Source organism: Acinetobacter pollinis (genome assembly GCF_015627175.1).
GTDB lineage: Bacteria > Pseudomonadota > Gammaproteobacteria > Pseudomonadales > Moraxellaceae > Acinetobacter > Acinetobacter pollinis.
In genome coordinates this window covers 26805-51718 of record NZ_VTDQ01000008.1, presented here as the reverse complement: position 1 = coordinate 51718, position 24914 = coordinate 26805, and the positions used below count along the sequence as shown (strand labels likewise).

Sequence of the window (24914 nt, the reverse complement as noted above, 5' to 3'; positions counted from 1 at the left end):
TTAAAAATTACGCACTTTGCGAAAGCCAAATAGCTTCGCTCAATTGATCTAAAACAGTATCTAGCTGATTACCTAGTACTTTGTCCATCTGTTTAGCACCACCCTGATCACTAAAGCGGTTATTAACAAACTCACGGTCAATAATGACTTCATGTACAAGCTGCTTTGCTAAACGTTCCAACCATTTACGTTGGGCTAATGTCCATGGATGCATAGCATAAATTCGTTGCATCCCTTGCATGACACGTTGTTCAAATGGAATTAATGCTTCACCTAAAGCTGCCCGACGTATATGCCCAACAATACTAGCGGCAATGTCTTGATTGGTTTGCTGGAGAACTGCACTCCGCAAATTGGCTTCATTATACCCGTTGCCATCCAACAACAACTTAACTTCTTTTAACTGCTCTCGAGTTAAATTTTTAGGTCTATTCACTACTACACCCAAAGCAACAGACTGATTCAACTGCTCTTTAATAAAGTGATTAAATTGATCTAAATAATCTTCAGGTTTTTGATTTGCACCGTAAGTCTGTTCTCGATTGACCAACTCATCCTGATGCTCTGAAATAATAGGCTTCCTGTCAGAACCAAGAAGTTCATCAACTTTAGCTAACTGATTGACTAAACCTGAATGCTGTATCATAAATTCAGCAGCCTTTTTAGGGCCTAGATCATGTAAATACTTATGAAGTGTCTTAGGCTCAACACCCCACTGTTCGTGCAATTCATTTAACTTTTGCTTTAATAACGGCTTATTTTCTGCTTTTTTCTCAGCTTTACGCAAAACTCTCATTAGTTTTTGGCTTAGCTGACTCAGGACAACATGCGCATGAGTTTCCCCTAATTGCTCACCAGGGCAGTTTAATGCTCTGTCCAACATTTCAGGATCTGTTAACTCTTCAAAGAGTTGTTCTAGAGTTACATTCGGGTCTTTTACTAACGGCTTCATGGTATTTACATCTTGCAAAGCAGCATAAATATCCACAGGGTCATAGATACGAAAAACAGTTTTGCCAATCTCATCACAACGACGGGTCGCACGACCAATCATCTGTTCATATAAAATACGAGACTTCACTCGGCGCATGAACACAAGATTACAAATCTTAGGCACATCAATCCCTGTAGTAAGTAAGTCAACAGTAACCGCAATACTCGGGTATCTCTCATTTTTGTATTGACGAATTAGTTGATCAACCTTGTCACTTTTACCTGTAATCTTGGCGACCGCGGCCTGATTATACCCACCATTGTAAATATCTTTAAAAGCATCCCCTAAAAGACGTACCACCATATCAGCATGAGCATCGGTCGCACAGAAGATCATGGTCTTCTCATCACCAAATGGATCAATTTCTTGAGCTAATTGTTCACAGATCACTCTATTAAAGTCTTTAGTAATTACTTGACGGTTAAAAGCATCAACTTCGAAATTAAGCTCATCATCGAGTTCAGCACTTTCGATTGAGCCTGTTTGTGTATTGATCGAATTAACCTTTTCCCCTTTGGAAAATTTAATCCCATTTTGAGAAAGTAAAGTTTCATAACGAATCGGTGGCTCATGATCTATAAGCCAATCATCTGCGACTGCTTCTCGGTAAGAATAGGTATAGACGGGTTTACCAAATATGTCACTCGTATGTTTTGCGGGAGTTGCTGTTAAACCTACTTTGACTGCGTCAAAATAGTCCAACACTCTTCTATAGCTAGATAGATATTGAGCGGCATCACGAGTTGCAATTTCGCCTTCAGTCATTTCCTGATCTAGGGCATACCCCCGATGGGCTTCATCCACAATAATACAATCGAATTGGTCAACTGGAGGTGGGTTATCACTCTTAAATATGCGATTGACCATTGCCTGCACCGTTGCCACTTGCACACGTGTCTCTGCTTCAGCAGTCATATCACCCAGCTCAGCTACATTATAAATTTTAGATAACGTATAGTTTTGCTCTAATGGAGCTTCGTTGAACGCATCAAGCGCTTGCTGACCTAAAGCAGTACGATCTACTAAAAATAAGATACGTTTAAATCTTTCTGTTTTTAAAAAACGGTACATTAAACCAATAATTGTTCTTGTTTTACCAGTCCCTGTTGCCATTGCTAACAGCGCTGAACGAACACCTTGAGATAAAGCATTTTCAACTGCAATAATTGCTTTTTGTTGATAATCACGAACTTTTAAATATCCAAAAGGCTCATCTTTTAATTTTTGCTGCGCCTCTTCTTTACTTCGTTTAAGGATATCTAATAAACCTTCTGGACTATGAAAGGATTGTAATGGACGTCTAGTGTTACTCACACTGCGTACATCTCTAAACCAAGTTCCAGACTGTTCTGCCGATTGTTTGAAATACTCGCGACCATTACAAGAATAAGCGAAAGGAATCTGATAGAAGCTATCAACACCATCAGACCAAGGTTGTGATAATCCTTCTAGCAGCCAAGCACCTTGTAGTGGAGCTTCGATCGTTATTCCATGACTGTACCGTTCAGCTTGAGTGATAGCGCCAGCCACATTCAGATTTTCTTTTTTTGCCTCAACTACAGTAATTGGCGTTAATCCTACAAAGAGCACATAATCAGCACGTTGACCTTTAAAATTTCCCTTCATCGGCCATTCAGCAATTGCCATATTCCGCCCTTTTTCAGGACGAGTACCTTTACGATAATCTAGTTCTTGTGTATCGGCTTCCCAACCAGCCTCTTGTAATTGCTGATCAATTAAAATACGAGTTAGCTTTTCGTCTAATACAATAGATTGACTTGCAGCCCTTGCATTACGACCAATTTGTTGACGTTTAACAGAAACTTCTTTTTCATTCTGATTTGAAAGTTGTTGCTGTAACTCCTTAACCTTCTCTTCGTATTCTCGTTGTTGCTTTGCAAGCGCCTCTTCATGTGCTTTAGCTTGAGCCGAAAATTTCTGAGCAGCTTCATCCATTGCTAAAGCTAATGCTTCATATTCCGACTTTTCCTTAGCAATTAAATCATTTAACTGCTGGCTAGAATCTATTTGAACATTGGCTTTTTGCAGATCATTTCGTAATTCCGATATTTCAGCCTGTAAATCTCGCAATTGTTGACTAGGATCAACAGGAGGCACAAAAGGTTCAGGTTTAAAGTCTGGCCCAGCTTTACCAAAAGAACGATGAAACCAAATTGCTAGATTCCGCGCTATAACTAAACCACTGACAGCTTCTTTATGTTTTGTCTTAAATTGGTGAGTAGCTTTGTTACCCTCAATCCTTAAAGTATGGAATAAATCACGGACAACTTTATCTAACCGCAGCTCACCACTTAACTTATAAATTAAATCAGCCTGTGTAGTTTGCTCATTAAATTCAATACCAAGTGTTAGCGCCATATGCTGTGCAATAGCCTCACCCAACTGGCGAAGTTTAATCAATGTTGTATTAGGATCACTATAAAAGGCCCTTTCTGCTGCCCCAGCCAATTCAACGAATAAGGGATCGTACTCAGCTAAAAAACCAAAATTTTTCGATTCAGGCGTCACGTTAAGTCTCTCAGTCTTATTTTTTATCAAAAGTAAAAATCCGTTACCCACACTATAATTACATCAAGTTATGATTTGAACTAGGCAACTAAATTTCATCTTAGCTGATCAATGTCCTATATAGCTAAAAAAATTATAATTTTTTCTAAACTTCATAGAAATAATTTTGCGACATAACATGTCGTTCTAATGTTTAATAGTGCTACCTAAGTCATCGTTCTATCTAGACAAATAATAAGATCCCGTTAATATCTTAAGAGGCTAATATATAAAAAATATATTTGCTTAACCTTGACTTAATGCTTATTTATATCCAGAGGTGTCTTTTGAAAATTTTGGAAATAGAAAATGAACTTAGGGATGTTGTAAGCCGGATTATTACCCAAGTAGAATTATCCACTAAGCAGAATAGGTATGATATTAATCTCGCCTTAGAAGATGCTTTCATTCCCATTCTCAAATCGATTTTTAATTTAAGTAATCTCACGAACTTAAACAGGAAACAAAAGAATTATCCTGGAATTGACCTCGGAGATGAATTTGATCGCGTAGCATTTCAAATTACTTCAAGTACAAACTTAGAGAAAGTAAAAAAAACTTTAACTCAATTCAAATAAAAAACTTTTTATAATTCCTTTGATGAATTATTTATTTTAATGCTTACTAAAAAGCAGTCGTCTTATAGCCAAAGTGTTATAGACCAAATAAGGGAGGATTATTTTGAATTTTATGCAAATGAACACATTATTGATTTAGGAGACTTACTTGAACGTATCACTGCCTTAAGAATACCAACTCAAGAAAGAATACTTCGTGAATTTAAGCTAATTTTGGGTGAAATTGACTCACAAATATCCTATTTATCAGAAAATGAAGAAAAAACTCATACCTTACTAAGCAATCTTGTGTCAGTTGAATTTCCTGAAAACATCTATGTTGCTGACTTAATTATCGATGATAAAGAAATCATTAAAGAGGCTAGAACACAACTAAATTTTAAGAAATATAAAGCAAATAAAAGCCTTATCGTCAAGCTTGCCTTATTATTAGCTAATAAATCTTCTGATGCTTGGGTCTGTTATGAAAATAAACTTTTTACTTTTATTAACTTAGAAAAAGATGTCAATATATTCAATGGAATAGTTGATAAAAACAATATAGAAATCTTGTCGTCTCAAGACCTTTGTCATAGTACTACAATAGATAATCTAAACATTTTTAAACAGCTACTTCATAAAGCAACAACCGAAAGGCTCAAACTTAGAGATGTATATTGGAATCAAGAAAATAAAAGCTTTTATTTTACATCAGAAGAAAACCATAGATCAGAAACTTGGGTAGGAAAGAAAAAAGCTACTCGTACCGTTTATGAAAAGGTTCTATCTAAAAAGGACCCTACTAAAATTGCACATCACAAACATCTTAGCTTTTCACTATCTTTCATGAATATTGAAGATCTATGGTTTTGTAATATTATCCCTAGTTGGCTCTATACATATAATGGCTATAAAAAATCACGCTTTCATGAAGATCTGCTTTCTAAACAGAAACGTCTTGAACATAATCAATCAGTAAAAAATCTTGTAAGATTTTTAGCCTACTTTCTAGCACATGATACTCCTTCTAGAGCTAGTGAAATTAGCTATAAAAATCTTTTAGAAATGACAAGTGAAACAGGTCCAATTTTAACTGATGCACTTTTAATCACAGATGATACAGAAGAAAAAATTTGGGAGGGTATAGAATGAAACTTAAAATTTTAGATGAACCAAGTCTTGAGTTCGGAAATGGTATTCATATTTGCCCGAAAGCTGGTATTGAAAATCAAGGAGTTTACGATAAGAAAGATGAACTAAGACGCAATGAACTGCGTGTTGGTATGGTAGGTCGGGGCGAAGGTCTAGATATGCTAGATGTTTGGCTTGATTATTGTACTCATGCGATTCTAGGTAAAGCCGAAACCCCATATCCAAACTTATTTCGTGGTTTTGGAGGGATTAATCAAACTTATGGATTCTATACTCGCTTAATCCGTTCCCCTCAATTTTCTAGACCACTTCAACGTACTGAAATTATGAAGATAATTAAATTACCGACTCGTAATGAAAGAGTACGTAGTTGCGTTGAACTCTACTATGACCAAATTAGATTTTTATCTGAAAATCGATCAATTGATGTAATTATTTGTGCAATTCCCGATGATTTATATAAAGCTTTGACTAAGGATACATCTTCAACAGAACCAATGAATGAAAATGAGGAAAATATTAGAAACGAAGAAATTGAATGTAATTTTCGTCGATTGCTAAAGGCTAAATGTATGCATTTAGGTATACCACTTCAACTTATCCAAGAAACTAGTCTTGATAAAGATAAACTAGCTGGTCGACAAGATATTGCCACTAGAGCTTGGAATTTTTGTACTGCACTATATTACAAAGGCAATAGAACTGTTCCATGGCGATTAGTAGAAGATAAATACAAACCTAAGACATGCTATATCGGTGTAGGTTTTTATTATAGCCTTGATAGAGAAACCGTTTCTTCAAGCTTAGCTCAAGTTTTTGATGAGTTTGGGCATGGTGTTATTCTTAGGGGGAGTCCAGTGTCCTTAGACAAAGACGATAAACGTCCATTCATGAATGAAGAACAAGCCTATGAACTATTACTGAATGCGTTAACAGAATATGATCGTGCTTTATATCAAATGCCAACAAGAATTGTTATCCATAAATCGAGTAAATTTAGAGATTCAGAAATCAAAGGCTTCTCAAAGGCTATAGAAGAAAAAGGAATCCGATCTAAAGATTTTGTATCAATTACAAACACAAATATTAGGCTTTTTGGAGAAGGACATTATCCTCCTCATCGAGGGACTTTAATGACGTTAAATGACAATACAGCTATTCTATATACCAAAGGATTTATAGATTTTTATAAAACATATCCTGGAATGTATATACCAAACCCAATATTAGTTTCAGCACACGAAAATGACTCTTCTTTAGAGGAATTATGTAAAGAAATTCTAGGTTTAACAAAAATGAATTGGAATAATACTCAACTAGATGGTCGATTACCAATTACTTTGGAGTGTACCCAAAAAGTTGGCGATATCATTAAGTATGTTCCTTCCAATGAAAACCCTCAGGTTAACTATAGTTTTTATATGTGAGAATATAAACAATAAATCTTAAGATTAGTAAACGAACACTCATTTAATATTCTTATCACAATTGATTGGAATGGATAGTTTCAATGCTTTTTATCATGCCGATTTTTTGGCTAGACCAAAATAAATAATAATTTAATTTTTTATGCATTTGGTTATAACAAAAATCAATTTTTAGAAAATGATAACTTATGTGTCGTAAAACTCTGAAAATGACACTTTTTGTGTCGTTGAGATTGTCATTATGTGTCGCAAAAATTGCTAAACTCTTGAATTTTTGAAATGGAAAATGACAACTTATGTGTCATCTGACGATTACCTTAAAAAAGAAGCCTCTATGGCTTCTTTTTTATTTGCTAGATAAAGAGGCTATTCCATAATGCGCACTCTGCTGTTTGGTCGTATATGCCCACAACTGATTACCATAGTCAAAATGCCACCACTCAGAAGGCAAATTCGTAAATCCTGCTGAAGTCATTGCCCAGTAAAGAATACGGCGATGCTTACAAGCCATTTGATATTCTTGCATACCTTCCAAAGCGTCTGTAAAACTCAAAGTATGAATTTCATCAAAAGCTGTTCCCATATCCAAAATATTTCCATCCTCATCACATAACGTGACATCTACAGATCCTCCTGTTAAATGAGGGCTTGGTCGATTAGGATTTTCATTTGGTAATGCCACAAACTGATTTAATATTTCTTGTTGTTCGGAGGTACTTAGATGCTTATATTTTTCCTGAATTTTTAGATAAAAACTTTCTCTTAAACGTGTTTGAACTTCTACAGGCCTCCAACCATCTAAGATCATTAAATATATGTTTGGAGGTAAAGATTTGCCAACCTGTATTAACTTTTCTATTAAAGACGCTCTTACATAACAGGTAGGTAAAGCACCTCTAATACCAGCTAAGAAATATGCTGAATGTGTTAAAATACGATGTGACTTTAGAATATCTGTACTCACAAGTCGTTCATTACAGCTATTAATATTTGTTTGAAACATATCATCCCAATGGATATGTGGATGTTTTGGAATACTTTTATAGTACATTTTTAAATAACATTCTTATTCGTTTTAGAAGACAAGCATAGAACTGAATATGACAGATGTAAACCACATAAAAAAAGAGTTCCCTAGGAACTAAGAAACTCTTTTTATTAAACCATATCTTCTATTACACAATAGAACCTGTTTGGTAATGTGCACTAGTGACCGCCGTAGACTGTTGATATGGCGCTTTGAAATCATTTAAGCCAGATGCTGCTTCATGAACATCTTTACCCTCTTTGATGACAAAACTATCAAACCCTGAGCGCTTTAAATAGTTCAGCACATCTTTAAAGATATCTCCAATTGCTCTTAGCTCACCTTTAAAACCGTGACGGCGTAAAAGTGCTGCAAAAGAATAACCACGTCCATCATTAAAACCAGCAAACTCAATAAAAATCGTATCTAGTTTGCTTAATGGCAACTCTATGGTTTCAGGAGAACTATCTACAGTTATAAAAAGTGCTTTCTTACCAGAAATACTCTCCAGTAACTCCAATTGTTCAACAGTCAGCAATACATCGCCTTCAGGAACAATCAGATCGTCCTCTATAAGCTGATAAGTATTTTCAACAATCTCACCATTTTTTAAAAGCACAGGTAATTCAATATTAGGCATATGCTCTCTCCTTAAATGGTGCAATTCCTACACGACGATAAGTATCAATAAATTCCTCTTCAGGCTCACGTAAGTCTAAATAGGTATTTAATATTTCTTCAACCACATCAGGTACAGCCTCTGCTGCAAACGATGGGCCAAGAATATTACCAATTGACGCATCATGATTCGAATTACCACCTAGAGTAATTTGATAGAACTCTGCACCTTTTTTATCTACACCCAAAATGCCAATATGACCAACATGATGATGACCACATGCATTCATACAACCAGAGATATTTAAGTCAAGTTTACCAATATTATAAATGGTATCTAGGTCATCAAAGCGACGGGTAATTGCCTCTGAAATTGGAATAGACTTCGCATTCGCAAGCGAGCAGTAGTCCCCTCCTGGGCAACAAATAATATCTGTTAAGAATCCAATATGTGCACGTGCCATATTTGCATTTTCAAGCGTTTGCCACAATTCAAAAAGCTCAGCTTGTGCAACATCTACAAGCGAAATATTTTGCTCATGTGTTGTTCTTAACTCACCAAATGTATATTTATCTGCTAGATCTGCAATAAAATGCATTTCTTCAGTAGTCATATCACCCGGTGCAATACCTGCTCGTTTCAAGTTAATATTTACAATACGGTAACCTGAAACTTTATGGGCGTGGGTATTTACATTAAACCACTGCTTAAATTTTGGATACTGTGCAAATAGCTCAGCAAAGTCTTCATCCTGACGTACTTCATACTCAAATGGTGTAAATACTGCATCCATTTTTTGTAGTAAAGCTGGATCAACGGTTAAGTTTTCTTTTGTATATAAGAACTCAGCTTCTACTTTTTCAGCAAACACCTCTGGTGTCATTGCTTTTACAAGTATTTTAATACGTGCTTTATATTTATTATCACGACGACCATGCAAGTTATATACACGTAACACTGCATCTAAATAGGCGATAAGCTCTTCACGAGGTAAAAACTCACGAATGACGCTACCTATCATCGGAGTACGGCCAAGACCTCCCCCAACTTTCACTTTATAGCCTATTTCACCTTGCTCATTCTTAACAATGTATACACCAATATCATGAAAAGACGCAGCTGCACGGTCTGTCTCTGCTACAGCAGATACTGCAATTTTAAATTTACGTGGTAAGAACGCAAATTCTGGATGGAATGTACTCCACTGACGGATAAGCTCACACGTAGGACGCGGGTCCGCAATTTCTTCTGCAACCACACCTGCATATTGGTCTGTTGTTGTATTACGAATACAGTTTCCACTGGTTTGAATTGCATGCATCTGAACCGTCGCAAGTTCAGCTAAAATATCTGGCACATCTTCAAGCTCAGGCCAGTTTAACTGAATATTTTGACGTGTAGAAATATGTGCATATCCACGGTCATATTGTTTTGAAATATCAGCAATTTTTCTTAATTGCTTGGTATTCATTAGACCATATGGCACAGCAATACGTAACATAGGTGCATACCGTTGAACATATAGTCCATTTTGCAAACGCAAAGGACGGTATTCGTCTTCTGTAAGCGTACCTTTTAAATAACGTTGTGTTTGGTCACGAAATTGTGCAACTCGTTCATCTACCAGTTGCTGATCGAAATCAGTATATAAATACATGGCGTTTAGCTAGTAAGTTCAAGTTCTATGTTCATAGCATAGAATGATTTAACGTATCAACGAAATGCTTTTTTTGCATATTTAATAGCGGTTTTACTGATAACGCGAAAATTAAGCATAAAAAAGCCCAGTCTAAACTGGGCTTTTTTATTTAAGGTCTATTATTTGGCATCTGGTAATGCATAAGCAACTAAGTAGTCACCCATTTTCGTACCAAATGAACCATGACCACCAGCCATAATCACAACATACTGCTTACCATCAATTTCATAAGTTAATGGAGTAGCTTGTCCACCAGCAGGTAAACGTGCTTCCCATAACTTATCACCGTTCGTAATATTGTATGCGCGAATATAGTTATCTTGCGTACCAGCAACAAACATAACGTTTCCTGCTGTTGAAATTGAACCACCTAGACCAGGAACACCAATTTTAAGTGCTGGTAATTGGAATAATTTCGGCAAGCTATCACGAATTGTACCAATACGTTTTTTCCAAGCAATCTCATTCGTTTTCAAATCGACAGCTGCAACATAACCCCAACCTGGTTGTTTACAAGGTAAACCGAGTGGAGATAAGAATGCAGAGATTTCAACACCATAAGGCACACCGTACATTGGTTGAACACCATGTTCAGTCCCTGCACCTTTTGTTTCAATCTTACGATTTGGATCTTGTGGAATCAAACGTGTTACAAATGGCAATGCAAGTGGATTTGTCAATGCAACCTGACGATCAGGATTGACAGAAATACCACCCCACTCGAACACACCTAAGTTGCCAGGGAATACCAACGTACCATTTTCAGATGGTGGTGTATAAATTCCTTGATAGTTCAATGTCTTGAAGTAAACACGGCAGTATAACTGATCAAGCATTGTGGCACCCCACATATCTTTATCAGTTAATTTATCTTTTGGTGCTAAATTCAAATCAGAGAAAGGTTGCGTTGGAGAGTAACGTTCACCCTTAGTTTCAGGACCAATTAATGTTTTTTGAGGTACAGGACGCTCAGTAATTGGAACAATTGCACGGCCATCGCGACGATCTAGAACAAAGACACTACCTGTTTTTGTAGTCACATAAACAGCAGGAACAACACTACCGTCCTTATCTTTCACATCAGCCAATGTTGGTTGAGACGGAACATCCATATCCCATAAATCATGATGGGTTGTTTGGAAGTGCCATACCAACTTACCTGTAGTTGCATTTAGTGCAAGTACAGAGTTTGCATAACGTTCTTTAAGATCATTACGATCTCCACCCCAAATGTCAGGCGTACCCACACCAGTTGGAATATAAACGATATCTAATTTTTCATCGTAAGATAATGGCGCCCACGCATTCGGTGAGTTATTTACGAATGTTTGACCTGGCGCAGGAATCGCATTTGGATCTTGTGCACCTGTATCAAATACCCATAAAAGTTTACCAGTATTTACATCATAACCACGAATTACACCAGACGGCTCTTCTGTAGAGAAGTTATCTGTTGTTGCACCACCAATAATGATTGTTGTACCAGTTACAACAGGTGGAGATGTTGGGTTATAACCGCCCGGATAAGGGAAAGGCATATCTTTTTGTAAGTCAACTTCGCCATCATGTCCAAAGTCTGTACATGGCTTACCATTGTCTGCATTTACTGCAACTAAACGGCCATCATTTACAGGTAAAATAATTTTACGAGGACATTGAGTAGAAGAAGATTGTTTGAATTTCAAGCTTGTTGCAAATTCTTGAGTGTTGTTCTCATCGTAATAAGACACACCACGGCAAGTTAAATGCTGGAAAGTTACATCAGATTTAAGCTTTGGATCAAAACGCCATTTTTCTTGACCAGTTTTTGGATCTAAAGCAATCAAGAATTGGTGTGCTGTACACATGTACATATTATTGCCAATTTTGATTGGTGTAACCTGATTAGTAATCTCGCCTGGATCATTTGCAGTTTTTAAATCACCAGTACGGAATACCCAAGCTTCTTTTAGATTTTGAACGTTTTTATCATTAATTTGTGTTAATGGAGAATAACGTTGACCATCTTGTGTACGTCCATATGCAGGCCAATCACTATCTGCAACCCCAGGTGTTGTCGTTGCTTGCGCAGGCTGACTTGTTTTAATTTCACCGTTAATTTCTTGCGGATCATTAAAAATAGAGTACACCATGACAATAATTGCAAACGCAAGGGTTGCAGCCAATGTCATACGGCTTGGTGTTTTTGGCTGTTGTATTCCATTCGTTACAGCAGGAATAAGCATCCAAACGCCAATAACGCCTAAAATATCAAGACGCGGTACGAGTGCCCAAAAATCTGAACCGACTTCCCAAAGCCCCCAGATGGTTGTGCCCAACATTAACACAGCGTATACAAGATAAGACGCGATTGAACGACGGAATAACAAAATACCTGATGCCAACAACATCAGACCAGCAATAATATAGTAAAGAGAGCCGCCTAGTACCGCAAGATAAGCACCACCGCCTAGAACGACAAGGCCTAATACCACCAATATAAAGGCAGTAAAGTTCCTCATTCCTGAACTCTTTGAGGGTTGATCCATAATCACCTCTAATTTCCGGCTTGAGCTAATTCAACAGGCACCAACGCCCATTTTAGTCCGAAGCCAACCATTTTATACAAATAAAACAAACCTGAATCACCCGAAGTCTTTACGAAAAAGAATGATTTAGGTTTGTATAAATAAGTACCCTTAACTTATTTTAAGGGTACTGACTCAAAATTAAAATACTGTGATGAATTTAATACCACCCACCCAAGCATTATTCCCATCTTTTAATGCACCAACATGATGAACATATTGTACATTTGGACGAATTTTTAACCAATTCGTAGCATGGATACCATAGTAAAACTCGGCATTATATTCGTCATCATATTGCTCACCTGCCTTATGAATGCGACCTAAACCTAAAGCCAGTTCATCAAGCGGGCGTGCATCAAACAAGCCTGTATATTCTAACCCAATATTTTGCATATTGGAGACTTGACTATCATCTATATCATTTACGTCATGATCAAAAAATGATGTGCTTACAAATCCTGTAAGTCCACGGTTTTTATCACCATGATGCGCTGTAAGCTGTTGCTTCGCAGAGAACCAGCTTCCCTGTTTATTTTTAATCTTCTGATTTGCTGTATTTGTATCTACTGTACTGTAGTAATACCCTAAACGATATTCACCAGGAAGTGCTTCATTTAAAAGCTTAGGTTGCCATACAACTTCTACAGGAATAATTGCACCATTTGAACCGTCAGTACTTAGGTTAAACCCTTTTCCACGTTTTAGATTCTCAGGGTTATGCTCATATGCTCCAACTTGTACATACACATCTGGAGATACATTATATTTAACGCGCATTGCCCATTGGCTTACAGGCCAATTGTACCATTGATCGCCAGCCCAATTACCGACTTGACCACCACACAATGTTAAATTTTGGAAGTTACATTCAAAACTATTAAAATCTTCAGCTTCACCAAAACGCCCTACTTTAACATCAAGCGCTTTATCTAAAAATTGTTTTTTAATCCATAAATCTGTTAAACGCCAAGTCTGACCGCGACCCCAAACTTCTTGAACAGAACTCAGTTGCCCACGAAGTGCATCTGAAGTGTTTGTTAAATTCTGGCCGCTACGATGTGTAATCGTAATCTGTGCTTGAGTATCACTCCATCCTAAAATCTTACTTAAATCAAGATTTGCACCTAAAGCAATTTGATCTGAATATTCTGTACCATGATTTGATGCTGTTTTTGAATCCATCAAATTGGCAAGCTCACCTGCGTATTCTAGTGAAAAATCGTATCCCTGCTCTTTTAATGCCGTCCGTTCGCCATTCCAGTCACCTAACATATAAGGGCTTTGTGCATTAAAAGCATTTTCTGCATGTACTTGGGTCAATCCTGATACCACAAATACAGACATAGATAAACGAAAGATTAATGAAGACATATCCACTTGTACATAACCTTTGTTGTTTTGTTGAATGATATAGAATACTATTATTCTTGTAACAAAGGTTAAATAATTTGTTACCAAATTAAAAAATAAAAACTTAATAATCAATTAGATAGCAACTTATAGAAAATAAGAATAATTGTTTAAATAAATATTTTTTGTTACTAAGTAAAAAATAACCGACATAATAAAGTATTTACTCTATTTTAAGCTTTTATGCTACAATAAGCATGCTATGATTTTAAATACATTGAAGTATTCTCTTGTAGATATTTTCAATAACTCAAGTGACATATTTTATCTTGCATAACGCAATATAATTTGTCTTATTATTCATCAACAATCATCTAGGTTTATTATTTGTGAATATAAAAGCTATTGAAGGACTCAACGTGAGTCGTGATACAATTAGCATTTACTTTGTCAATGCGGCGCTTAAAGGCGTTAAAAAACTCGGTATGGATGTTGAAACGCTTCTCTCCCATGTAGGCATTGAAGCAGAGTTATTGAAACAATCCAAAGCACGTATTTCTCCTGAGCAATATACCCGATTTATTAAAATGCTCTGGATGGTTACGCAGGACGAACATGCAGGCTTTTCTGCACAACCAAGACGCCTAGGTACATTTGCAATGATGTGCCAACTCATTATTCATGCCAAAACTCTTCGAGAAGCACTAGAACTTTCTACACAGTTCTATCGTTTATTTGGCGATGATTGGTTTATTGGTTTAGAACACGATAAACATGAAGCACGTTTTGTACCTTTTGTCCCCAAAACAGAAGACCCAGATCACTTCATGACAGAAAGCATGCTTATGATTTGGCACGGCCTCGCATCATGGCTCATTGATCGAAGAATCCCTCTAGAGCGTGTTCATTTTAACTATAGTCGCCCCGAACAAGCAGATGAATATGATGCCTTATTCTTTGCACCTGTGATTCAATTCGATATGGCAAGAACAGAAGTCACCTTTGCTGCTGACTATTTAGATCTTCCAATCCGTCAGAATGCAGATACACTAGAAGACTTTTTAAAGTATGCACCTGCACAACTACTTGTAAAATTTAAAAATACTAACTCTCTAACCTCTCGTATTCGTGATGTGCTTAAAAGCCATATTGGCGAAGAAATGCCAACATTAAATGATGTTGCTTCCATGCTCTATCTTTCACCACAAACCCTACGTAGACGACTTGCTTCGGAAGGTAGAAGTTATCAAGGCGTGAAAGATGCTCTACGTCGTGATGCTGCGATTCATTTATTACTACAGCCCAAGCTTACATTAGAAGATGTTGCTCAACAGGTTGGATTTAGTGAAACCAGTACCTTCCACCGTGCATTTAAAAAGTGGACAGGCGTAACCCCAGGTCTCTATAGACAATTACACGGATCTTTATAAAAACTTCTCTTTTACCCTCACATTTCGTGAGGGTTTTCACATTTTTTAATATAAATTTCCTTAAATAAAAATAACTTAAGCCTTCCTTAAACAGAAAGATCAATTTTTAGCCATATTTTTATTTTACATAATATATACTATAAATATATAAGGATCATTCGACAGTTTAAATATAACGACCATGGAGCGTACGTAATGCTTAATTGCAGATTTAATTCTGCTATTGCGCCTTTTTTTGCAATAGCAATGGCTTTTTCTGGGATTCAAACCGCAACTGCAGCGGAGCCTGCGTCAGTCACATCAGTTTCCGAAGACAATATTCAAAAGTCAGAACAACTGCCAGCTTGGTGGAAACAAGCCGTATTTTATCAAATTTATCCACGTTCATTTAAAAACACCAATGGAAGCGGTGTTGGAGACATTAACGGAATTATAGAGAAATTAGATTACTTAAAGAATTTAGGGATCGATGCAATTTGGATTAATCCGCATTATGCATCACCAAATAAAGACAACGGCTACGATGTCAGCGATTACCAAGACATCATGAAAGAATATGGCACCATGGAAGACTTCGATCGCCTTATTTCTGAAATGAAAAAACGAAATATGCGTCTAATGGTCGATGTTGTTATTAACCACACAAGTGACCAACACCCATGGTTTATTCAAAGTAGTAGCAGTAAAGATAATCCATATCGCGACTATTATTTCTGGCAAGATGGAAAAAATGGACAAGAACCAAATAATTATCCATCTTTCTTTGGTGGATCAGCTTGGTCGAAAGATGAGAAAACAGATCAGTACTATTTACATTACTTCGCAAAACAACAGCCAGATTTAAATTGGGACAACCCAAAAGTTAGACAAGACCTTTATAAAATGCTGCGTTTCTGGCTAGATAAAGGTGTATCTGGAATGCGTATAGATACCGTTGCAACTATCTCAAAAATACCTGAATTTCCAGATCTTTCTGAAAATCAGAAAAAAGATTTCGATGAGGCATATACCAAAGGCCCTAATCTGCACAAATACATTCATGAAATGAATCAAGAAGTTTTCTCTCATTACAGCGATGCAGTCACTGCAGGTGAAATTTTTGGTGTTCCAGCAACAGACTCTATCCGATTTACAGACCGTCGTCGTGAAGAGCTAAACATGGCATTTACGTTCGATCTTATTCGTATCGATGTTGATCCAAAAGCAAAATGGCGTCGTACGGACTGGACACTTTCTAAGTTCCGTCAAACAGTAAATACAGCAGATACAACGGCAGGCCAATATGGTTGGAATGCTTTCTTCTTGGATAACCATGATAATCCACGTGTTGTTTCTCACTTTGGTGACGATCGTCCAAAATGGCGTGTACCTTCTGCAAAAGCATTAGCTACAGTCATTCTAACTCAACGTGCAACACCATTTATTTATCAGGGTACCGAAATAGGTATGACCAACTACCCATTTAAAGGTATAGAAGATTTTGATGATATTGGTGTCAAAGGTTCTTGGAAAGATCTTGTAGAAACAGGTCAAGTGTCTAAAGAAGAATTCTTAAAAGCTGCTCGTTTTACAAGTCGCGATAACGCACGTACACCATTTCAGTGGGATGCAAATGAAAATGCAGGCTTTACAACGGGTACACCATGGTTAAAAATCAATCCAAACTACAAAGAAGTAAATGCTGCAAGTCAAATTAATGATCCAGATTCAGTGTATAACTACTACCGTAAGCTGATTCAACTTAGACATGCAATTCCTGCTTTAACTTATGGCGAGTATAAAGATCTAGACTTAAATAATGATAATGTGTATGCATATACACGTATCGATGGTAATGAAAAGTATTTAGTGGTTGTAAACTTTAAGGAAAAAGCGATTAACTACAAATTACCGGAAGGAATTTCTATCCAGTCTATTGTCGTTGAAAGCAATGCCAAATCAACTGTAAAAGCAAATGCAACTTCAATTAAGCTTGCACCATGGCAGTCAGGAATCTACAAAATTAACTAATCTTTAAATCCCAATCATAAAAAGCCTTATCATTTGATAGGGCTTTTTTATCATATTCTTCATATTTTGTTAAATAAATAACCAAACTCCATCATACAATCATTATTAATTCAAATAGAATGTTCTATATAGAATAACTTTAGTTATCGCAAATTCTTTTAATACAAATTGATTTAATATTCAAAAATATAGTGGGAAAATTATGACTCAAATTCAAAAATCGTCACAGCTTCCAACATGGTGGAAACAAGCCGTTTTCTATCAGGTTTATCCACGTTCATTTAAAAACACAAATGGTAGTGGCGTTGGAGACATTAACGGTATTATTGAAAAATTAGACTATTTAAAAAACTTGGGTATTGATGCAATTTGGATTAATCCTCATTATGACTCACCAAATAAAGACAATGGTTATGATATTCGTCACTATGAAAAAATCATGGAAGAATATGGAACCATGGAAGACTTCGACCGCCTGATTGCTGAAATGCAAAAACGTAGTATGCGTTTAATGGTTGATGTTGTGATTAACCACTCTAGTGATCAACACGAATGGTTTGTGCAAAGTAGAAGCAGTAAAGATAATCCTTATCGTGATTACTACTTTTGGAGAGATGAACCCAATAACTATCCATCTTTCTTCGGTGGGTCTGCTTGGACAAAAGATGATACAACTGGCCAATATTACCTACACTACTTCGCCAAAGAACAGCCTGATTTAAATTGGGACAACCCAAAAGTACGTGAAGATTTATACGAAATGCTTCGCTTTTGGCTAAATAAAGGTGTATCAGGATTTAGATTAGATACTGTTGCCACTTTTTCAAAGATTCCAGATTTTCCTGAGTTTACCCATGAACAAGTCCTTAACTTTGATGAAGAATATACCAAAGGGCTCCATCTTCATGAATATATTCGTGAAATTAATGAAAAAGTCTTTTCAGAGTATGATGTAGTTACTGCAGGTGAAATTTTTGGTGTTCCCACAGAAGAGTCAATTAAGTTTACCGATCACCGTCGCAAAGAATTAAACATGGCATTTACATTCGATCTCGTACGATTAGATGTAGACCATGCCGAAAAGTGGCGTCGTAAAGACTGGACCCTTCCTCATTTTAGAAAAATTATTCATGACTTACACCAAACAGCGGGTGAGCATGGATGGAATGCCTTTTTCCTAGATAACCATGATAACCCACGCGTTGTTTCTCACTTTGGCGATGACCGTCCAGAATGGCGTGCTGCGTCTGCAAAAGCATTAGCAACCATAATTTTAACCCAACCTGCTACGCCATTTATTTATCAAGGTACAGAGTTAGGTATGACCAATTATCCATTCGAAACCATTGAAGATTTTGATGATATTGGAGTTACAGGTTTTTGGGATGACCTCGTAAAAACAGGTAAAGTTCCTGCAGATGAATTTCTTAAAGCTTCCAAATATACTTCTCGCGATAATGCACGTACACCTTTCCAATGGGACGATACAGAAAATGCAGGTTTTACTACTGGCACACCATGGTTAAAAGTGAATCCAAACTACAAAGAAATTAATGCAGCTCGCCAAATTAACGATCCCGATTCCGTATTTAGCTACTATAAATCACTCATTCAACTCAGACATGAAATACCAACCCTCACCTATGGCAGTTATCATGATTTAGATTTAAGTCATGATACAGTATATGCATATACACGGATTGATGGCGATTATAAATATTTAATCCTTGTGAACTTCTCAGAACATGACGTTCACTATTCATTACCAGATCATCTTTCAATTACATCTACTGTTATTGAAAGTAGTGCAAAATCTCCTATTCAAGAGCATGCAACTGAGGTTCAATTAGCACCTTGGCAATCTGGTATCTATAGATTGAGCTAATGATTAAAGGCAGTCGTTTAGACTGCCTTTAATCCCTCAACAACGACATCCTTCTCTTTGTCGATCTACCTGCTCATCTGCCAATAAACGTTCTAGACTATGGTTTTGAATACCATACATTTCTTTTAACTCTTGAATTTGCTTAATAATTTCTTGATTAGGCACGACATCATCAGATTGCTTTTTCACAGCTAAAATCATTTTATTTTTACTGGTATGTTCTAAGGCAACAAACTCGAAAACTTTGGTCTCATATCCATATGCATTTAACAAAAGTGCACGAATAGTATCTGTTAACATTTCTGCCTGCTGACCTTGATGAATACCATATTGTAACATTGGCTGTAATACTTCAGGCGCACGCAATTGGGGGCGTAACTCTTTATGACAACATGGTGCGCACATAATCATAGAAGCATTTAAACGTATTCCACAGTGAATAGCAAAATCTGTAGCAATATCACATGCATGTAGTGCAATCATGACATCTAAATGCTCGGGTGAATAACTACGCACATCGCCTTGGAAAAAATCGAGTGAATTAAACGCATTTTTATCTGCAACTTTTTGACAAAAATTGACTAAATTATCTCGTAACTCAACACCTGTCAAATGCGGATTCCATCCATTTTTATTTAAATAATCATACATTGCAAAAGTTAAATAGCCTTTACCTGAACCAAAGTCCACAACATGTAACTGCTCATCTTTCATATTAATATGATCTAAAGCACCAGAAAAAATTTCAATAAATTTATTAATTTGCTTCCATTTTCTGGCCATACTTGGAATAACTTTATGCTGTTGATCTGTAACACCTAAATCGATTAAATAATCTTGTTGTTGATCTATATATCGTTGCTTTTCACGATCATGATTTGTATTCGATAATACACGTCCTTGTTGTGTCTTTGCTTGTGTCAAAATAACTTTTTTCTTGGCTCTTTTGAGTTGCCATTCATTTTTGTTACTCCACAAATTTGCTTGTTTAGCATGAGGAAGCAATTGTTTTATCTGAAAAATAGCTTCATCTACCGTGTAATTTTTTGTCACATCTTGGGTTTGGTAACGATATACCGATGAAATCATTATACGTTGTTGAATTTCTATAATTCTAAAACTTATTTTTTCAAGGTGCTCCTCTTCACCTTGATACTTACTCAACACAAGACGTTCAAAAGCGTTTGTATTCAATAATGCTTCTATCTCGTAAAAAAACTGATTTTCCTGCTCAGAAGCAAAATGTTGAACTACCATGACAATATCCAAATAAAGTTACAATTCCATTTTAAATCTTCTTACTTTAAAATCAAAATTGAATTAATATACAAGTGTATTTTTAATAATGTGAATATGATGACAACAGATCAAATCTTAAACTATGACATACAAGAGGAACGCTTGAATGTTTTAACACATGGATTAGGTGCTGTAATTGCAATCATTGCAAGCATTCAACTCATTTATAAAACACAATTTCTTGCAGGACTTAGTTGGTTAAGCATTTGGGTATATTGCTTTGGTTTAATTTTCGTACTCTCAAGCTCTACACTTTATCATTGGTCAAAGACTGCTAAAGCAAGACGTTGGTATAAAAAGCTGGATCATACTGCTATTTATTACCTTATTGCAGGTACATACACTCCATTGTTATATCTAAATATTCCAACACCCAAAGCACATTATATTTTAATTGCACTTTGGACAATGACCGCCATAGGTACAATCTTTAAAATATTCTTTGCTCATCGTTTTGGTAAAGTATCACTCATTGCATATATCACTATGGGATGGTTTGCTGTACTCATGTTTGATGATATGAAGAAATATCTCTCTCCAGATTGCCTAAATTTATTGGTTATTGGGGGCTTAGCTTATACCATTGGTGCTATTTTTTATGCTTTAAAGAAAATTCGTTATACTCACGCAATTTGGCATATTTTTGTATTAATTGGTGCAGGCTCGCATTTTCTTGCAATTTATAAATATTCAATTCCTTACTCTATATAAAAAAAGGCTATCATTGCGATAGCCTTTTTTTATATAAATATGTTTAGAGCCCACTTAATAGTACTCTCGCCACCTCATTCATTAAAATTTCTGCCATATATAGTGCTAAGAATGCAACCATCGGTGACAGGTCAATCATACCCATATTCGGCATAATACGACGGAATGGAGCTAATAATGGCTCTGCAAGCTCTTGAATAACTTCAATATATGGAGATCTAGATTGAGTAAACAATACGACCCAACTTAGTATAATCGTTGCAAAAATAAGATAACGACAAATACTAATCAGTGCTTGAATCATGGTCACAAAAGTATAGACAATCAAATACAATGCACTATACGGTGGTGTGCCAGATAAATACATTTCACCAAAATTTTTAAATAGACATAGCACGATTAAAAGTGCAATAGCAGCTAAATTTACTCTGCCTTTTGCAACTGTTGGAAAAATTCGGCTAAACGTATCTACAAACTTTGTTGCCTTCATTGTTGCAAGTACAACTGGATTATATGGACTTACCATAGCCAACTGTATCAAGAACCTTCCAAATATCAATAAAATAACAGCATTCAATAAGATGCTAAAAATTTGCGCACTATTTGCACCCATAAATATTATGTCCTAACTTGATGATTTGGTACTTTCGCTAAGTCCTTGAGCTAGCGTTTGACTACGTTTTTGAGCAGCTGCGAGTGCTGTTTGTATACTTTGAGAAATAGACTCTCGGTCAAATACTTGCAAAGCTGCCTCCGTTACTCCATGAGGTACTACAACTTGTTTACGTAGTTCTGCTGGAGAAAAGCCACTACTAATTGCCATTTGGGCAGCACCTAAAGCGGTTTGTAAGGTAAGTGCTGAAGCTGTTTTTTCATCAAGCCCCATATTTTTACCAGCTCGAATCATACTTTCCATCATATAAAAGAAATATGCTGGCCCCGAACCAGAAATTGCAGTTACTGCATCGAGCTCCTCTTCAGATTTCACCCAAATACACAATCCTGTCACTGCAAAAATTTTAGAGCTTAACTGCTGATCAGCCTCACTGACCGTATCTAATGCAAATACGCCATGCGCACCAGTTTGAACCAATGCAGGTATATTCGGCATAACCCTTACAATATTATATGTATTTGTAAGTTGTGCAAGTATTGAAATTGTTGCGCTTGGAACAACTGAAATAAGTAATTTCTCTTTAAATAGATTTTTTAATGGTTTTAATGTATCTACTAATTCGCTCGCTTCCACACAAAGAATAACAACATCTACCCAATACAACATATCTGCACTGTTGGTAAAAAGGCTAATATCTTTTTCTTGTAAAACTTTGCGTATGCTCTCAGTAGATTCAGTCACACAAATTTGCTCTCGCGGAAAGCCTTGAATGATCAAACCATTCATAATTGCTTGAGCAATATTGCCACCACCAATGAAACCAATTTTACGATTTAATAGTACATTTATATCCATACCGCGCAATTCTTCCTCAATGCTTTTTTATCAGCTTTGGTTGCCAGCCATTTTTTTTGCAATATTTAGACTGTGCCAACCAAAAACCTTGTGGAGTAAACACACCTAAAATAACATTCTTAAATTGCAGAATTTGGACTCTGTGCCTTAGCCAAGGCAAAATTTTAGCCGATTGAATCGCTTTTTTTAGAGGCCAATGCCCGACTCTTCCATATAAATGCACTTTTTCGCCATCTATTCGTGGTCTTATTTGAAGTTCTACATGCAGTAGCTCTTCACTTAAACCGATTTGGTTTTCTATCTGACAACGAAACAAACCACTGCTTAACTGTAATGTTTCATCTTCACTGATATACACGCTTTCAGATTGAACAACATCATACCGCTGTGCTAAATATTCAGACTCAACCAGTTTATACAGCTTTTCCTGAAAGCGAGTATACCAAAATGGCGAACAAAATAATGCAGCTTTTGCATCTGGACGTGCATGTATTACCTCATTTTGGACACGCTCAATCATTGCCAAGCTTGGCCTATAGCCATCGGTGTCTTTCATCCAAAATGAAAGAAGATTCCTTTGCCTCGGTAAAGAGAGTTTAAGAAATTTTTCTAAGTCTAATTTATCGTTTAAAATACATGCATCAATATCTTGTTGAACAACTTCCTGTAAAATTTCATCTGCATCTTGCATAAGATATGCAGTACGTGCAATTGAATTTTGCATCTTTGGGAATCTTTGTTCTAGTACTGGCCACAGTATTGCTCTTGCCCAAGCACGATCATAATGTTCATCAAAGTTTGTGGGATCATCTACAAACTTAAGTTGAAACTGTGTTACCCAATGTAGAAGCTGCTGTCTAGACAAACCAAGTAATGGACGCCAAATTGTTAAATCTGCACGACGGTCAATTTCTCTCATAGCAGAAAGCCCTGTGACACCTGCACCCGAGAACAGCCTTAGAAGAAGTGTTTCTGCCTGATCTTGCTGATGATGTGCAAGAACTAATATTTCATTCGTTTGAAGATTTTTCTTAAATGCATCGTAACGAGCCCGACGTGCTTGTAACTCCAAGTTTCCAGACTGAACCACCACTCGCTCAATAACACATAGTATATTCATCTTTTGACAAAATTGGAAAACAAACTGAGCCCAGTCTTTACTTAAAGATTGTAATTGATGATCTACATAAATCGCGCGAACGCGCTGAGGAAATAAAGTAGAAAAAAGATGAAGCAGCAGCATGGAATCCATGCCACCGCTACACCCAATCAAGAAGTCATGTTCTGAGAAATCAGAATCTGCTCTTGCTAAGATACAATCCCTGGATTGTCGCTGCCAAACTTCATCAAACGTTGGTAACGTGCTTCGCATCTCTCATCAGCATCCATTGGTTCTAGCTCTGCTAAAGCTTCTTTTAAAACTTCTCTTAAACGCTGCATCACTTGCTCAGTATTTAAGTGGGCACCCTCGCCTTCATCAACAACATGCTCAACAATACCCATTTTTACAAGTTTGTCTGCCGTTAATGCCAATGCTTCACTGGCTTGTTCTGCTTTTTCTGCTGTTTTCCACAAAATAGATGCGCACCCCTCTGGAGAGATCACAGAATAAATACTGTGTGACAGCATAATTACACGGTCGGCAACACCAATACCAAGTGCACCACCAGATCCACCTTCACCCAGCACTGTTGCAATAACAGGAACCTTTAGACTTGCAAGCTGTGCAAGACTTGTTGCAATTGCTTCTGCTTGCCCACGTTCCTCTGCACCAATACCTGGGTATGCACCCATTGTATCAATGAATGTAAGTACAGGTAAGTTAAAACGTTCTGCTAAATCTAAAAGACGCTGTGACTTACGATATCCTTCTGGATTACACATTCCAAAGTTATGCTGTAAACGCTCGCGAGTAGAACGCCCTCTATGTTGGCCAACTACCATCACAGGTTTACCGTCAAAACGAGCTAGGCCACCGATCATTGCACCATCATCACCAAATAAGCGATCACCGTGTAAGGTATCAAAGTCTTCAAAAAGCTCATTGGCATAGTCTAAAAACTGTGGACGTTCAGGATGACGTGCAATTTGCACTGTTTTCCATGCTTTCGTTTGAGCCGATTTATTTTTCATAGGTCGAATATT

The 24914-nt window shown here is 36.7% G+C and carries 16 protein-coding genes and 1 pseudogene; 6 read left to right on the top strand and 11 right to left on the bottom strand.

The window, feature by feature from the left end:
- Positions 1-7: 7 nt before the first annotated feature.
- Positions 8-3523: a type I restriction-modification system endonuclease gene (hsdR, locus tag I2F23_RS05110; RefSeq protein WP_195771487.1), complete on the bottom strand. Its 3516-nt coding sequence runs from the start codon at positions 3521-3523 to the stop codon at positions 8-10.
- Between the two features lie 299 nt (positions 3524-3822).
- Here hsdR and I2F23_RS05100 point away from each other — a divergent pair.
- Positions 3823-5271 (top strand): annotated as a pseudogene (locus I2F23_RS05100) (SMEK domain-containing protein).
- Entirely contained in the window at positions 5268-6698 is a 1431-nt protein-coding gene (locus tag I2F23_RS05095) for an argonaute/piwi family protein (RefSeq protein WP_195771484.1), read from the top strand. Before I2F23_RS05100 ends, I2F23_RS05095 begins: the two are co-directional and overlap by 4 nt.
- A gap of 346 nt (positions 6699-7044) precedes the next feature.
- On the opposite strand, the gene I2F23_RS05090 is transcribed toward I2F23_RS05095, so the two are convergent.
- From I2F23_RS05090 to I2F23_RS05070, 5 genes are all read right to left on the bottom strand, one after another.
- The gene (locus tag I2F23_RS05090; protein ID WP_195771483.1) at positions 7045-7749 is read right to left on the bottom strand and encodes a M15 family metallopeptidase; all 705 of its coding nucleotides are present in this window, start codon (positions 7747-7749) and stop codon (positions 7045-7047) included.
- A 124-nt stretch (positions 7750-7873) separates the two neighbouring features.
- A complete protein-coding gene (locus I2F23_RS05085; RefSeq protein WP_195771482.1) occupies positions 7874-8365 on the bottom strand; it encodes a DUF934 domain-containing protein in 492 nt (163 codons plus the stop codon).
- On the bottom strand, positions 8358-10001 hold the full coding sequence (locus I2F23_RS05080; RefSeq protein WP_195771481.1) for a nitrite/sulfite reductase: 1644 nt from the start codon (positions 9999-10001) through the stop codon (positions 8358-8360). Before I2F23_RS05080 ends, I2F23_RS05085 begins: the two co-directional genes overlap by 8 nt.
- Before the next feature lie 161 nt (positions 10002-10162).
- Complete coding sequence (locus I2F23_RS05075) at positions 10163-12571, bottom strand: glucose/quinate/shikimate family membrane-bound PQQ-dependent dehydrogenase (RefSeq protein ID WP_195771480.1); 2409 nt, start codon at positions 12569-12571, stop codon at positions 10163-10165.
- A 180-nt stretch (positions 12572-12751) separates the two neighbouring features.
- Positions 12752-13984: a carbohydrate porin gene (locus tag I2F23_RS05070; RefSeq protein ID WP_195771479.1), complete on the bottom strand. Its 1233-nt coding sequence runs from the start codon at positions 13982-13984 to the stop codon at positions 12752-12754.
- Between the two features lie 398 nt (positions 13985-14382).
- On the opposite strand from I2F23_RS05070, the gene I2F23_RS05065 reads away from it, so the two are divergent.
- The 3 genes from I2F23_RS05065 (at position 14383) to I2F23_RS05055 (ending at position 19288) form a co-directional block, all read left to right on the top strand.
- Complete coding sequence (locus tag I2F23_RS05065; protein WP_195771515.1) at positions 14383-15393, top strand: AraC family transcriptional regulator; 1011 nt, start codon at positions 14383-14385, stop codon at positions 15391-15393.
- A gap of 195 nt (positions 15394-15588) precedes the next feature.
- Positions 15589-17403, top strand: coding sequence for a glycoside hydrolase family 13 protein (locus I2F23_RS05060; RefSeq protein WP_195771478.1), 1815 nt, complete (start codon positions 15589-15591; stop codon positions 17401-17403).
- A gap of 202 nt (positions 17404-17605) precedes the next feature.
- Positions 17606-19288 carry a glycoside hydrolase family 13 protein gene (locus I2F23_RS05055; RefSeq protein ID WP_195771477.1) on the top strand — a complete coding sequence of 561 codons (1683 nt, stop codon included), beginning with the start codon at positions 17606-17608 and terminating at the stop codon, positions 19286-19288.
- Positions 19289-19324: 36 nt separating this feature from the next.
- Here the strand turns inward: I2F23_RS05055 and I2F23_RS05050 are convergent, their stop codons facing one another.
- Positions 19325-20545 carry a class I SAM-dependent methyltransferase gene (locus I2F23_RS05050; RefSeq protein WP_195771476.1) on the bottom strand — a complete coding sequence of 407 codons (1221 nt, stop codon included), beginning with the start codon at positions 20543-20545 and terminating at the stop codon, positions 19325-19327.
- A gap of 99 nt (positions 20546-20644) precedes the next feature.
- Here I2F23_RS05050 and trhA point away from each other — a divergent pair, with 99 nt between their 5' ends.
- Positions 20645-21298 (top strand): PAQR family membrane homeostasis protein TrhA, encoded by a 654-nt coding sequence (trhA, locus tag I2F23_RS05045; RefSeq protein ID WP_195771475.1) that lies wholly within the window; start codon positions 20645-20647, stop codon positions 21296-21298.
- Positions 21299-21341: 43 nt separating this feature from the next.
- On the opposite strand, the gene I2F23_RS05040 is transcribed toward trhA, so the two are convergent.
- Genes I2F23_RS05040 through I2F23_RS05025 form a run of 4 tightly spaced genes read right to left on the bottom strand, consistent with a single transcriptional unit; the run spans position 21342 to position 24902 of the window.
- A complete protein-coding gene (locus tag I2F23_RS05040; RefSeq protein WP_195771474.1) occupies positions 21342-21911 on the bottom strand; it encodes a YggT family protein in 570 nt (189 codons plus the stop codon).
- A gap of 12 nt (positions 21912-21923) precedes the next feature.
- On the bottom strand, positions 21924-22763 hold the full coding sequence (gene proC, locus I2F23_RS05035; RefSeq protein ID WP_195771514.1) for a pyrroline-5-carboxylate reductase: 840 nt from the start codon (positions 22761-22763) through the stop codon (positions 21924-21926).
- 22 nt (positions 22764-22785) lie between these two features.
- Positions 22786-24141, bottom strand: coding sequence for a tRNA lysidine(34) synthetase TilS (tilS, locus tag I2F23_RS05030; RefSeq protein WP_195771473.1), 1356 nt, complete (start codon positions 24139-24141; stop codon positions 22786-22788).
- Positions 24078-24902, bottom strand: a complete 825-nt coding sequence (locus tag I2F23_RS05025; protein WP_195771472.1) for an acetyl-CoA carboxylase carboxyltransferase subunit alpha — start codon at positions 24900-24902, stop codon at positions 24078-24080. The genes tilS and I2F23_RS05025 overlap by 64 nt, the downstream gene beginning before the upstream one ends.
- Positions 24903-24914 lie beyond the last annotated feature (12 nt).